Below are 13,474 nucleotides of genomic sequence, written 5' to 3'. Positions count from 1 at the left end.
CAATCTAGACTAATCACTGTATGTTCTGAATCGACGAGAACTCACTAGGGTTCAACCTCAACGGTCAAACCCGGTGTTCTCATATCAAAACGTGACCGTCATCTTGTCTTCTAAGACCAGGTCTTTCGACCCGATCCACACAAGACCGCCGCCCACGTTTCTCTTTCTTCCATATTCAATTGTCAAAAAACAGACGAGAAATACCCGTCACAAAATCTCGCTCCGCCCAACCCTAAAGCCGGGCAACAAATCAGCAATTCAGCCAATTTCTAGAAGATTTCTTTCTGAACCAGTCCGTCGCCGCTTCCGCGCCGCCGCCTCTCGTTCGGTGAAGCGGCTTATACGGCTCGAGCCCTATACCGTCAACAGTGGAGTTTCATATTTTTGATAAAATCTTATAACCATCTGAAATTATGGAGTTTATTTGAAGATACATCTGCATCGATGTCATTTGTAACCTTCTGACGGAGCCGACCTGTCCCGGGAATGCCGGGTTCACGGTGGTCTCCTTGCATGGGCGAGGCTCCCTTGAGTAGGCTCAGACATGCACTCTATAGGGCGCAGATACGGAGGCCGCTTCATTATGCTAAATCTCGATCCCCGCGCGGGTGCGTCGCCGTCATATCCAGCACTCTGGCACCTAACGCGAGCCATGGTTTCCAACAAGGGTCCGTCCCCTGCCCCCAGCGGGTCGCCCCAATCGCGACAATGAAAAAAGTCTACGGTCCTTACGCCCTTGCGGTCTTAATGTGGTGACGAACTGATAATGGCAGACGCTTTTTCTCCCGATCTTCCGATCAGCGGCAAACTGGATGAGATCCAGACGCATCTGGAGACGCAGACCCGCCTTGTGCTGTCCGCGCCACCAGGTGCCGGCAAGACCACGCTTGTTCCGCTTTCACTTCTGTCGGCCTCCTGGCGCGATGACGGCCGGATCATCCTGCTTGAGCCAAGGCGGCTCGCCGCCCGCGCGGCGGCAGCCAGAATGGCATCGCTCCTCGGGGAAAAACTAGGGGAGACTGTCGGATATCGCATGCGGCTCGACAATCGGATCTCCGCAAAGACGCGGATAGAAGTGGTGACAGAGGGTGTGTTCGTGCGCATGATCCTCGACGATCCCGAACTCTCCGGTGTTGCGGCTATTCTGTTCGACGAATTTCACGAGCGTTCACTCGATGCCGATCTCGGCTTGGCTCTGGCCCTTGAGGCTCAGGCGGCGCTGAGGCCGGATCTGCGGATCCTGGTCATGTCGGCGACGCTCGACGTCGCGCGTGTCGCCGCGCTTCTTGAAGATCCGCCGATCGTTGCCAGTGAAGGGCGCAGCCACCCGGTCGAAATTCGCTACCGCGATCGCAGCGGCACGGAGCGTATCGAAGATGTGATGACTGCAACCATATTGCAGGCCCTGCAGGAAGAAGAAGGGTCAATCCTTGCCTTTCTTCCGGGACAGGCCGAAATCAGGCGTGTGGCGGAAAGGCTCGAGGGCCGCTTGCCGGCCGGCACAGACATCTCACCCCTTTACGGCAATCTCGACCAGGCCGAGCAGGACGCAGCCATACGGCCCTGCCCTCCCGGTCGGCGCAAGGTCGTCCTCGCCACGTCCATTGCCGAGACCTCGATCACCATCGACGGGGTCAGGGTTGTTATCGATAGTGGCTTGCAGCGGCTTCCCGTTTTCGAAGCTTCGACGGGGATCACGCGTCTAGAGACCGTTCGTGTTTCGCGCGCTTCGGCCGATCAACGTGCCGGGCGTGCCGGCAGAACGGAACCGGGCACGGCGATCCGGCTATGGCATCAAGGCCAGACAGCCGCGCTGCCCGCCTATACGCCGCCAGAGATCCTGGCGTCGGACCTGACAGGGCTTGTCATCGATCTTGCGCAGTGGGGCGTACAGGATCTGGAGACATTCCCTCTGCTCGACAAACCGCCGTTATCAAGTCTATCTGAAGCGAGAAGTCTTCTGGTCCGGCTCGGCGCGCTGGACGATGCCCATCATCTGACACCGCGGGGACGACAGATGCGGGGCATGGGGCTGCCTGTCCGGCTGGCAGCCATGGTGCTTGCGGCGTCTGACACAGGTGACGGACAGCAGGCGGCAGAACTCGCCGTGCTCATGACCGAGCAGGGTCTGGGTGGCAATGACATCGATCTGGACGAACGGCTACGACGTTTCCGACGCGAAGGTGGAGAGCGAGCGAAGGCCGCACGGCAGCTGGCAGCGCGTCTGATCAATGGAGTTGAGACGCGGAAAGACCGCGATCCCGCAGTACCGAGCGCTTCTGCGGGCATACTTCTGATGCATGCCTTCCCCGATCGCATCGCACGCCAGCGGGGCGGACGTGGCCGGTTCGTGCTCGCCAATGGTCGCGGTGCAGAAATCTCCGAGACAGAACGGCTTGCCGGAGCCGACATGCTGGTTGTGGCAGACCTCACGGGCAAGGCTGCGCGCGCGCGGGTTCTTGCTGCAGCGGAAATCAGGGTCACGGACATTGTCGAACATATGCCTGAGCTGATCTCGCGCGGAGATGAGAGCGGATTCGACAGCGACAGCCGCCAGGTTCGGGCGCGACGCGTGACGCGGATCGGCGCCATCACGCTTGAAGAACAGCCTCTGCCGAAACCCAAGGGGGAAGCGGCGGCGCTCGCATTGGCGGAAGGCGTGAAACTTCTCGGTCTCCAGCCCCTGCCGTTTTCAAAGACCAGTCAACAGTTTCGTCAGAGGCTCGGTTTCCTGCATCGCACGCTGGGTGCCCCATGGCCGGATGTTCGGGACGAAGCCCTTCTTGACGCACTGGATGTATGGTTCGTGCCGTTCCAGTCCGGCATCGGCGGATTCTCGGAGATTTCGGGCAGTTCGCTGCAGGATGGCCTGGCTTCACTCGTACCGCACGGGCTTCAGCGTGACATGGACAAGCTGGTTCCCACCCATTTCCTTGCACCAACCGGACAAGCCCATCCGATCCGGTATGATGGGGACGAGCCGGTGGTGCAGATCCGCGTGCAGGAACTGTTCGGGCTCAAAGTCCATCCTGCGATCGGCGGCGGCAAATTGCCACTGCTTCTCGAGTTGACCTCGCCGGCGCACCGTCCCATTCAGACAACGCGCGATCTACCGGGTTTCTGGAGGGGCTCCTGGAAAGATGTCCGGGCGGATATGCGCGGACGATATCCCAAGCATCCCTGGCCGGAGGATCCGGCATCGGCCGATCCGACGAACAGAGTGAAGCCGCGCGGCACCTGACAGAAGAAGGACACTGCCGATGAACATTGATCTTGCCGCAAAGTTTGGCCCGTCCAGTCGACGGCTCAGGCTTGAAACACTGGTCAGATTGCGCTGGGTTGCGGTCGCCGGGCAGCTGCTGACGGTGGTGCTGGTGGCGTTCTGGTTCCAGTTTTCCATGCCCCTCACCGCCTGCTTCGTATTGATCGGAGCGCTGGCTGCTGCCAATACCTTCCTGTCGATTGCCTTTCCTGCAACCTATCGTCTTGAACCGGCTGCAGCCTTTGCTGTCCTGGCGCTCGATCTTTTCCAGATGGGGGCGCTCCTGTTCATCACCGGCGGCTTGAGCAATCCCTTCGCGCCGCTGATTTGTATTCCGGTCATCATCTCGTTCGCATCGCAGCCAAGTCGGCAGTCCATCGCGCTTTTCGTCACCGCGCTCGCCTTCATCACTCTATTCGCGTTCACGCCCTATTCACTGCCTTGGTTCGACGGGCAGGCGCTCGAAGTTCATCCGCTCCTGCAGCTGGCCATGTGGAGCTCAATCGTGTCGATGACGGCGTTCGCTGCCTTTTACGCCTATCGCGTCTCCCAGGAATCAACCTTGCTCGCCGACGCACTGACCGCGACGGAGCTCATTCTCCAGCGGGAAAAGCATCTGCATCAGCTGGATGGACTCGCTGCCGCAGCTGCCCATGAGTTGGGGACACCGCTCGCGACGATCAGCGTGGTCGCCAAGGAAATGGAGCGGGAGTTGGGCAATGACGAGCGCTATCGGGAGGACGTGCAGTTGCTCCGGAGCCAGAGCGAGCGATGCCGGGACATTCTGCGTCGTTTGACGACCCTGACCTCGGATGGCGAGGCGCATATGCGTCAATTGCCGCTTTCCTCGATGATCGAGGAAGTAATCGCGCCGCACCGAGAGTTCGGCATCGTTGTCGAACTCATTGAGAAAAGCGACAGGGCGAATGAACCGATCGGCGCCCGCAATCCCGCCATCCTTTACGGCCTTGGCAACCTGCTCGAAAACGCCGTCGACTATGCACAGTCGAAGGTCACGGTGACGACCGAATACAGCAATTCGGAAGTACGGGTGACGATCGAAGACGACGGTGATGGTTTCTCAGCGGGGGTCCTTCAACGGATCGGCGAACCCTACGTAACCAGCCGTCAGCGCGACTCCCGGGCGGGCGGTTTGGGTTTGGGCCTATTCATCGCCAAAACGCTCCTGGAGAGATCAGGCGCCAGCCTGCGTTTCGAGAACGGTGCCCCGGCGCGACCCGGTGCGCGAGTCATCGTCACATGGCCGCGCGAATACATGGAAGTCGATACGGCTTTATGACTTTACCTTCCGGGGTGTGAGGACCATATACTCGCACAGGACCACGTTAGAACAATTCCAAGGTTGTCACTCATGACCGATGTCGTATCGCAGACCGTGAACTCTACCGGCAGTTCTGCACTGGGGCCGAACCCCACTTTGCTGATCGTTGATGATGACGCTCCTTTTCTTCGGCGCCTTGCCCGGGCGATGGAAAGCCGGGGATTTGTCGTAGATCTCGCCGGATCCGTCGCTGAAGGCGTTGCCAGGGCCAAGGAGGCCCCCCCAAGCTTCGCCGTGGTCGACCTCAGGCTCGGTGACGGCAACGGGCTCGATGTCATTGAAGCCATACGGGAGCGCCGGAGCGACACACGTATCATTGTGCTGACCGGATATGGAAACATCGCCACGGCCGTGACAGCTGTTAAACTCGGCGCCCTCGACTATCTCGCAAAGCCGGCGGATGCGGACGATATCTATCTCGCCCTCACCCAGCGGCCGGGCGAAAAGGCGGAAATTCCCGAAAATCCGATGTCTGCCGATCGGGTTCGCTGGGAGCATATCCAGCGCGTGTATGAAAGCTGTGAGCGCAATGTCTCCGAGACGGCACGCCGCCTGAACATGCATCGGCGTACCTTGCAGCGCATCCTGGCCAAACGCGCACCCAAGTAGTCTCAAGGTGTACGGGCCGTCCATTCTGCCTGCATCAGGCGATGCGCTGCCGCCCGCGAAAAATTCAGCGTGACGGCTTTTCGGGTGGCCGGCGCAAGGCGGTGCTCGGGTGCGTCGCGCAGGATATGGCCACCATACCCATCTGACAGCAGAAGTCCGCAGTCTTCGGGAAATATGGATGCTGGCACACCCGCATGCGTAGCGAAGAACAAGCGATCGCAAAAGCCTCGATATTCGTGCCACTTCCTGTCGACACGAAAGTCCTCGATTGAGGACTTGATCTCTATGATCCAGATCTCGCCCTTGTCGGTCAGCGCGATAAGATCGGCACGGCGCCCATTCGAGAGCGTCAATTCGGGCAGAAGCGCAAGCCCCATCTCGGACAAAAGCACCTGAACGCCCCGGCGAATCAGCATGGCGCGCTCGGACTGTCGCCCGTCAATTAGGGGATTGTTAACTCCGATCGACACTATCGTCATGTATTAAGTCTCTTTTGGCCCTGACCTTGTTGCAAAAAAGCAATGGCCGGCCACTTTGCTGTCCCCATCAGGCGCCGGTGACAGATGACACTTGCTTGACCGAGATTAATCCAAAATAAACCATATTCGACGATGGTCACGGCACCATCTCCCCGCCACATCTCAAGAGCTTATCTCATGCGCTTCCGCACATTTACAACCGCGATCGGCCTTGCACTGTCGCTCGGCCTCGCAGGCTGCACCACCACATCAGGCGACACCAAAGAAGTCGCTGATACGACCAAGGTGGAAATCTTCAGCGATTCCTACGGCGGCGTCACGGACGCTGGTTTTGCGCTTCCGTCGATTCCCGTTGAGAAGCTCGACAAGAAGTATCATCGACAAATCGTCGAATACAAGACTGCCGAAAAGGCGGGAACTATCATCGTCAATACACGCGAACGCTTCCTCTATTACGTGCTGCCACGCGGCAAGGCCGTTCGTTATGGTATCGGCGTCGGCAAACAGGGATTTGCCTGGGAAGGTGAAGCGTATATCGCCTGGAAGCAGGCATGGCCGACCTGGCATCCGCCAAAGGAAATGGCAGAGCGCAGACCCGAAATCGCAAAGTATGTCGAGAAGGGCATGGAGCCCGGCCTGACGAACCCGCTCGGTGCACGCGCACTCTACCTCTTCAATGCCGAGGGCCAGGACACCCTGTTCCGCCTGCATGGAACGCCAGAATGGAAGTCCATCGGCACGGCAGCTTCGTCTGGCTGCATCCGCCTGATGAACCAGGACGTCATTGATCTTTACAACCGGGTCAAGCCGGGCCGCATGGCCAAGGTCATCGTGCAGCAGTAAGAGCTGTTTCCAGACGCTCAATAAACAAAGCCGCCGGAGCGATCCGGCGGCTTTTTCTGTTCCGGGGAAACAGCGGGTCAGGCGGCTTGCGCGGCCTTCAGCTGGAGACGACGCCGATGCAAGACAGGCTCCGTATAGCCGTTTGGCTGACTGCGCCCGTTGAGAACGAGCTCAAGGGCTGCCTGGAAGGCAATGGATCCATCATAGTCAACGGCCATCGGATTATAGGCGGCATCGCCGGCATTCTGGCCATCGACCACCACCGCCATCCGCTTCATCGTTTCGATGACCTGTGCCTCGGAGGCAATTCCATGGTGCAGCCAGTTGGCGATGTGTTGAGCCGAAATCCGCAATGTCGCACGGTCTTCCATCAAGCCGACATTGTTGATGTCCGGCACCTTGGAACATCCGATCCCTTGGTCGACCCAGCGTACCACGTAACCCAGAATACCCTGGGCATTGTTGTCGAGTTCGCGCTGGATCTCCTCATCCGTCCAGTTCGGCCTGGCAGCGACAGGTACGGACAAGATATCGGACAGGGCTGCACGTGGACGTGACATCAACGCGCGCTGGATCTCTGCAACGTTGATGCTGTGATAGTGCGTCGCGTGCAGCGTCGCGGCTGTCGGCGACGGGACCCAAGCCGTGTTTGCGCCGGCCTTTGGATGACCGATCTTTTGCTCCAGCATGGCAACCATCAGATCCGGCATGGCCCACATGCCCTTGCCGATCTGGGCATGGCCCGACAAACCGCATTCCAGCCCGATATCGACATTCCAGTTTTCATAGGCCGCGATCCAGGCTGCCTGCTTCATGTCGCCCTTGCGGATCATTGGTCCGGCCTCCATCGACGTATGGATTTCATCGCCAGTGCGATCGAGGAAGCCGGTATTAATGAAGACGACACGCTCGCGGGCAGCGCGGATGCACTCCTTGAGGTTCACGGTGGTGCGGCGCTCCTCATCCATGATGCCCATCTTGATCGTGTTGGGCGCCATGCCAACAAGGGCTTCGACGCGCGCGAAGACCTCGCAGGCGAAGGCAACCTCTTCGGGGCCATGCATCTTGGGTTTGACGACATACATGGAGCCGGCGCGCGAGTTTTTCCGCCGGCCAGAAGGTCCGATGTCGTGCAGTGCGATGAGGCCGGTCACCGCCGCATCCATGATACCTTCGGGCACTTCATTGCCATCCTTGTCGAGGATCGCCGGATTGGTCATCAGGTGGCCGACATTCCGGACCAGCATCAGCGAGCGACCGGGAAGCGTCGCTGCCGCTCCACCTGGGGCGACATAGTCGACATCATCGTTGAGGGCGCGCGTGAAGGTTTTACCGGCCTTGCTGACTTCTTCAGTCAGATCGCCGCGCATCAAGCCCAGCCAATTCGTGTAGACGACGACCTTGTCTTCGGCATCAACAGCGGCGACGGAGTCCTCGCAGTCCATGATTGTGGTGATAGCCGATTCGAGTCGGACATCGTTGATGCCCGCTGGGTCTGATCGCCCAATTACGCCCGTGGTGTCGATCATGATCTCGACATGCAGACCGTTCTTGCGGAGCAGAATGGCTTCAGGCTTGGATCCTTCCCCACGATAGCCGGCAAACTGCGCCGGATCAGCCAAGCCGGTGATGGAGCCATCCGCAAGCTTAATCGACAGGGAATCACCTTCGACCGAGAGCGCTGCGACCCTTGACCAATCGCCAGCTGCCAGCGGGGCGGACCGGCCGAGGAAGTCTCGCGCCCAGTCGATGACCTTCTGGCCGCGCACGGGATTGTAGCCCTTGCCCTTCTCCGCTCCATCCGCTTCCGAAATGGCATCGGTGCCGTAAAGCGCATCATAGAGCGAACCCCACCGCGCATTGGCGGCATTCAAGGCATAGCGGGCGTTCATGACGGGAACCACGAGCTGTGGACCGGCAATAGACGCGATCTCGGCGTCGACATTGCCTGTGTCTATGGAGAATGCCTCGCCTTCCGGCAGAAGGTAGCCGATCTGCCTGAGGAAACTTTCATAAGCGGCAAGATCAACCGGTGCACCATTTTCGCGGTACCATGCGTCGATCTGAGTCTGAAATTCGTCACGTTTGGCGAGAAGGGCACGATTCTTTGGTGCGAGATCATGAATGATGTCGGACAGGCCAGCAAAGAAGGCCTTGGAATCAATGCCGGTTCCCGGGATGGCATGCTTGCAGACGAAGTCATAAAGCCGCTCGTCGATCGAGAGCCCGTTTTCCTTGACGTAAACCATCGCTGTTCCCACTCCATATTTGCGTGACAGCAGTCATCCCCATGACAAATTGATAGTCAATCAGGCATAAATGACAAATATTATTTCTATTTTAGAAATTCACTTCTCGCGTGCATGGCGGGGCCGACCACTGGCGGTGGCGAAGATGCGTGCCTCAATCAGCCTTTTGCGCCCTTCGATCTCCGGTGCCTCCATCTGCTCCGAGAAGGATAGAGAAAGATCAACGGCACCGCTGGCCTCTGCCCTTTCTATTGCCAGTTCGCGGGCTCGGGCTCGCGCTGTGTCGAGCGCCAGACCCTCATCGGCAAAACGCCGCGTGGCACCGTCGCCCGACAGAATATAGAGGCCTTCTTCGGGAGACGTCACCAGCAAGGAGACACTGCAACGCACCTGGCCGACCACGGCGCCGATCGCATTGGCCACATCGGCATCGGCTGGAACACTGCATTCGGCGGACAGCATAGCGGCGATCGCCGGATAATAGACGCCGGCAGAGGCTCCCAGACCAATCAAGGGGCGATCCAGAGAGAGGCGAAACCGGGTGATGCCTTCGCTGCGGCTCAACGCCTGCTCGATTAGAATCGACTTCGCCGGATCAATGTCCGATAGACCGTCTTCCGCCAAGGTCGATGCCAGAATGACCTCCACCGACTGGCGGCTCAGGCGGTCGGCAATTCTTTCAGCCAGGTCTTCGGCCGAGGACGCGATCGGCCTGCCGGACCCATCCTTGCGGCGGATGGCCAGTTGCAGACCCAAGTCAGCTGCCTGGCGGCTCCACTGTGACTGTCGGCCCAAGACATGCATGGCATCCGAAGGCGTGAGGCCGCAAATGTGTACGAGGCCGCGGGCAACGAGGCGGTCGAGGGTCGCAACCTGCTGGGTAACCGTGATCAACTGATCCAGCGGTAGCGGTTCTGCACCGAGACGGGCAAACAGGCTTGCTTCCTGCACCTGCAGGCCAGCCGCCAGGGAATCCGGTACGCCAGTTCGCACAGCAAATCGGCCGTCATATCGACCGTTGTGAGCGTTGCGCAGTTGCCGCTCCAGATGCGGCAGGACTGACGTCTCATGGAGGGATGCTGCAAGGCTCAAGGGCACAAGTCGGCGTGGTCCAAGTTCGATACGACCTTTCAGTCCGCGATCATCGAACCGCACTTCCGAATCGCCGCCGAGACCAAAGGTCCGCATGGCGACCGCCTCGACCATGGTGCGGTAACCACCGACAACAGCACCGTCACGATCAAGCCGCGGCAATCCATCCTCCATCACGGCCACATCCGTGGTCGTGCCACCGATATCGGACACGACCGCATTGGCGTGCCCGGTCAGATGGCGCGCGCCGACGAGGCTCGCGGCCGGGCCCGACAGGATGGTTTCGATCGGGCGAAGGCGCGCCTCATCCGAGGAAATCAGTGCCCCATCACCACGCACCACCATCAAAGGGGCCTTGATGCCACGGTTCCTGAGATAGCGCTCGGCCGAACCGATCAGGCGATCGATCATGGAGACCAATCGGGCATTGAGAAGCGTGGTCAAGGCGCGGCGGGGGCCACCAAGCTTGGACGATAGTTCGTGGCTGCAGGTGACCGGCAAGCCTGACCGGGCACGAATGAGATCACGAACCCTGATCTCATGGCTTGGATTGCGAACAGCGAAATAACCCGCAACAGCAAAGGAAGACACTGTCTGCGAGAGATCGTCGAGCACCGCCTCCAGGGCGTCGAGATCGAGAGGCGTCTCATTCCCATGCACATCGTGGCCACCCGCAAGGAAGACGACCGGGTCCGAGCCAAGGGCCTCAAAAAGCCCGTCACGTTTGAGGTCTTCAGGTCCAAAGCCAATCATGACGAGGGCGGCGCGACCGCCCTGCCCTTCAACCAATGCATTGGTCGCAAGCGTTGTCGACAAGGACACCAGTCCGATAGTTGACGGCGTGATGCCGGAGGTCTGAAGAACGTTTTCCAGCGCTTCTCCAATACCAACAGCAAGGTCATGACGAGATGTCAGCGCCTTGGCCTTGGCGATGAGCCCCGATGTATCGCTATAGATGACAGCATCCGTGTAGGTGCCGCCCGTGTCGATGCCGAGCATGAAATCTGCAGACACACTCTCTCCTCATCCCGCTTTTCCTTCGAGCGGATCTTATTGCACGGCAGATACCCGCTTTTCCAGCGCAGCTGCGCCAGATCGGCGGCGCAATCAGCCGTGGCGAGGCGTGACGCGCATCGGTAAGCCGCCTGCGGGCTGGGTTGTCAGCTTTTGCACCGGCCAGGGCTTGGTCTCCGGGGTGACATCGAAACGATAGCGATGCATCAGCACGGCGAGCGCGATCACGGCTTCCTGCAGTGCAAAAGTCGCACCGATGCAGACCCGTGGTCCGGCACCGAAGGGTAGGTACTGGAAACGGCCAATCTTTTCGCGATTCTCAGGCAGAAATCGGCTGGGGTCAAATGTACGAGGGCTTTCCCAGTAAAGTTCATGGCGATGCAGCGTCCAGGGCATCACCAGCACGGTCGTCCCCTTCTCGATCTCAACCACCTCACCGTTTGATGCCACATAGCGGTCATCCGCAATCGCATCGCGATTGATCGAGGGCGCTGGCGGATACAGGCGCATTGCCTCCTCGAAGGCGGCACGCACATGCGGCATGCGATCCAGCCAGTCGACGGGATCGACCGCTTGAGCCAGAACGGTATCGATTTCAGCTTCCATAGCCTGACGAACTTCCGGGCAATGGGCTACACAATAGAAGGTCCAAGCCAGAGCGCGCGCCGTCGTCTCGTGACCTGCGCCAATGAAGGTCAGTATATTGTCCTCGATCTCCTCGGAGGTCAGCCCATCGGGGCGTTCAAGCTCAAGCAGCAGGGTAAGAAAATCGTCTGGGGCTGTGGCTCGATCTTCCGACATTAGACGCCGCCGCCGGTCCATCGTGCGGCGCACGAGTGCGCGGAACTTTTTCAAAACGCCGATGCCGCGAATGCGGGTCAGGCGCGGCACCCACTTGGGCGCGCGCAGAAGATCGAAAGGATCGATACGCCCCATGCTGTGCAAGAGGTCGTCGACATCCCTGGCGAAATCGCCCTGTTCGGAGACGATGCCGCCAGAAAACAGCGTTTCAGACAGGATGGCGTAGGTCAGTTCCGTCATGTCCACGGCAATGTCGCGCACGACTCCTTCCTCGCCTGCCGCATAACGCGAAATGAACAGTTCGCTCTGTTCGCGCATCTGCAGGGCAAAGCCTCGGGCATGGCGAGGCGTGAAAACCGGCGCCATCGCTTTTCGCGACCGCTTCCACACAGGGCCTTCAGCCGTCAGCAATCCGTCGCGCAGGATCGGCCGCAGCACAAGCTGGCGGACTTCGGACATTTCATAGTTTGCTGCATTGTCGACCAGCACATGCCGGATCAGACCGGGGTCATTGGCGATAATCGTCGTCTGGCCGAAAAATCGGGTGACGATCCAGGGCCAGGTGTAGGAAGGGAGCCCCCAGAGCTCGAGAGGGTTCCTCAAGACCGTTCGAATGATCTCAAGCCGGCTCGGCGGAACCGTACGCGGTATCGGCGCGGGCGGTTCAAAACCGGGGCTGCGAAGCTTTGCGTCCATAAGATTGTCTCCCCGGAGCCCGAATGACTCCGGAGGAGTTAGAGCAGCTGCTCCAGCTCGTCCAGCCGATCATTGATCAGCCAGCCGTAATAGTTCTCTTCGGGCCAATTCGCCGCACCGCTTGCCCGACGACTCGCAAGCGTACGGGCTCGCTGTTGCGATCCACCGATATTGAAAAGGGTCGCCGTAACACCAGGGTTCGTCGAGATATCGATGTCGGCAATCGTCTTGTAGTCATCGATCGACTTGCGGATCACCGCTGCCATGAAGGCGAGCGAAATGTCGGGATCCATGATCGCCTTGTAGACGCCAGCTGCGTCATCAGCGTCTAGCTTTTTATAGCCCGACTTCTGGCTGACCAGATCCGACAGCATCAACGCCGTCAGCGGATTAATCTGGCCAAGACCAAACGTTTGTCCAGCGTAGAAGGGCTGGAAGAAGACGGCACTGAAGCGATTGTTCGGATAGGATTTTCCGTCAATTGTCTTACCGCGGAACTGCGCTTCCCAAATATTCTCCCGGCATGTCCACAGACGATAGGAGTCGGAAAGTGCCGCGCATTCAGCGAATTCGGGACGCGCCACAAAATCCGAAATGCCCTCGTCCTTGTAGGCGAAGCGGAAGCTGTTACCGGCGTAGGATGCTGCCTTTACGTAATAGCTTTGGAGGCTGTCATAGGCGTCAACATTATAGGTGTGTTCGCCGACAATCGCGCCGACCATGTGAATGGGCGCGATCCCGTAAGCAGCCGCCGTCTTCTTGATCTTTCCAACAAGCGCAGAGTCAGTCGCCAGAAGTTCGCGAACCTTCTCGTATTTATCATCAAACGAGGTCTTGCCGGCGCGAGTTCTGCGCACGGAAGCGCCGGGAACTTCGGGTTGTTCTGCGTGCCGGTTACCGGGGGGAACCGGTTGAGCAGCGTTTGCCTGGGCAAAGAGGGCTCCTTGCAGAGCCAAGCCTAATACGATGATCCTTGAAATGCGTAGCACTTGCACTGTCCTGAACGCGGCCGATCTGAAAGATCTGGATGTGTCGGATGGCCGTAGATCGACGGCAACTCCATACATAAGCGGGGACTGCATTGTCG

The 13,474-nt window shown here is 59.2% G+C and carries 10 protein-coding genes; 4 read left to right on the top strand and 6 right to left on the bottom strand.

The annotated features are described in order from the left end of the window. The first annotated feature begins 763 nt into the window (after window positions 1–763). The 3 genes from hrpB (at window position 764) to ACSV9I_RS15065 (ending at window position 5,213) form a co-directional block, all read left to right on the top strand. Entirely contained in the window at window positions 764–3,241 is a 2,478-nt protein-coding gene (gene hrpB, locus ACSV9I_RS15075; protein WP_438329679.1) for an ATP-dependent helicase HrpB, read from the top strand. Between the two features lie 19 nt (window positions 3,242–3,260). Then, window positions 3,261–4,562 carry an ActS/PrrB/RegB family redox-sensitive histidine kinase gene (locus tag ACSV9I_RS15070; RefSeq protein ID WP_438329648.1) on the top strand — a complete coding sequence of 434 codons (1,302 nt, stop codon included), beginning with the start codon at window positions 3,261–3,263 and terminating at the stop codon, window positions 4,560–4,562. A 72-nt stretch (window positions 4,563–4,634) separates the two neighbouring features. Further along, window positions 4,635–5,213 (top strand): ActR/PrrA/RegA family redox response regulator transcription factor, encoded by a 579-nt coding sequence (locus tag ACSV9I_RS15065; protein WP_054159263.1) that lies wholly within the window; start codon window positions 4,635–4,637, stop codon window positions 5,211–5,213. A 2-nt stretch (window positions 5,214–5,215) separates the two neighbouring features. On the opposite strand, the gene ACSV9I_RS15060 is transcribed toward ACSV9I_RS15065, so the two are convergent. After that, the gene (locus ACSV9I_RS15060; RefSeq protein WP_438329647.1) at window positions 5,216–5,692 is read right to left on the bottom strand and encodes an MmcB family DNA repair protein; all 477 of its coding nucleotides are present in this window, start codon (window positions 5,690–5,692) and stop codon (window positions 5,216–5,218) included. Further along, window positions 5,689–5,832 (bottom strand): hypothetical protein, encoded by a 144-nt coding sequence (locus ACSV9I_RS15055; protein ID WP_156318606.1) that lies wholly within the window; start codon window positions 5,830–5,832, stop codon window positions 5,689–5,691. The genes ACSV9I_RS15060 and ACSV9I_RS15055 overlap by 4 nt, the downstream gene beginning before the upstream one ends. Window positions 5,833–5,869: 37 nt before the next feature. Between ACSV9I_RS15055 and ACSV9I_RS15050 the strand changes: the two genes are divergently transcribed. Next, complete coding sequence (locus ACSV9I_RS15050; protein ID WP_438329646.1) at window positions 5,870–6,535, top strand: L,D-transpeptidase; 666 nt, start codon at window positions 5,870–5,872, stop codon at window positions 6,533–6,535. Between the two features lie 77 nt (window positions 6,536–6,612). Here ACSV9I_RS15050 and ACSV9I_RS15045 read toward each other — a convergent pair whose 3' ends face one another. From ACSV9I_RS15045 to ACSV9I_RS15030, 4 genes are all read right to left on the bottom strand, one after another. Beyond that, window positions 6,613–8,784, bottom strand: a complete 2,172-nt coding sequence (locus tag ACSV9I_RS15045; RefSeq protein WP_438329644.1) for a malate synthase G — start codon at window positions 8,782–8,784, stop codon at window positions 6,613–6,615. 99 nt (window positions 8,785–8,883) lie between these two features. Then, window positions 8,884–10,890: a hydantoinase/oxoprolinase N-terminal domain-containing protein gene (locus ACSV9I_RS15040; protein WP_438329642.1), complete on the bottom strand. Its 2,007-nt coding sequence runs from the start codon at window positions 10,888–10,890 to the stop codon at window positions 8,884–8,886. Between the two features lie 93 nt (window positions 10,891–10,983). Beyond that, on the bottom strand, window positions 10,984–12,387 hold the full coding sequence (locus ACSV9I_RS15035) for a cytochrome P450 (RefSeq protein WP_438329640.1): 1,404 nt from the start codon (window positions 12,385–12,387) through the stop codon (window positions 10,984–10,986). A gap of 38 nt (window positions 12,388–12,425) precedes the next feature. Beyond that, window positions 12,426–13,454 (bottom strand): DUF1402 family protein, encoded by a 1,029-nt coding sequence (locus ACSV9I_RS15030; RefSeq protein WP_438329677.1) that lies wholly within the window; start codon window positions 13,452–13,454, stop codon window positions 12,426–12,428. Window positions 13,455–13,474: the final 20 nt, after the last annotated feature.

This window comes from Rhizobium sp. G187 (genome assembly GCF_051549525.1).
GTDB lineage: Bacteria > Pseudomonadota > Alphaproteobacteria > Rhizobiales > Rhizobiaceae > Allorhizobium.
This window is presented reverse-complemented; position numbering and strand designations above follow the sequence as displayed.

Bases quoted from the DNA above. Each gene is read 5' to 3' on its own strand.
- ACSV9I_RS15035 (WP_438329640.1), bottom strand. From the start codon at position 12,387: ATGGACGCAAAGCTTCGCAGCCCCGGTTTTGAACCGCCCGCGCCGATA.
- ACSV9I_RS15060 (WP_438329647.1), bottom strand. From the start codon at position 5,692: ATGACGATAGTGTCGATCGGAGTTAACAATCCCCTAATTGACGGGCGA.
- ACSV9I_RS15065 (WP_054159263.1), top strand. From the start codon at position 4,635: ATGACCGATGTCGTATCGCAGACCGTGAACTCTACCGGCAGTTCTGCA.
- ACSV9I_RS15045 (WP_438329644.1), bottom strand. From the start codon at position 8,784: ATGGTTTACGTCAAGGAAAACGGGCTCTCGATCGACGAGCGGCTTTAT.
- ACSV9I_RS15050 (WP_438329646.1), top strand. From the start codon at position 5,870: ATGCGCTTCCGCACATTTACAACCGCGATCGGCCTTGCACTGTCGCTC.
- ACSV9I_RS15030 (WP_438329677.1), bottom strand. From the start codon at position 13,454: ATGTATGGAGTTGCCGTCGATCTACGGCCATCCGACACATCCAGATCT.
- ACSV9I_RS15070 (WP_438329648.1), top strand. From the start codon at position 3,261: ATGAACATTGATCTTGCCGCAAAGTTTGGCCCGTCCAGTCGACGGCTC.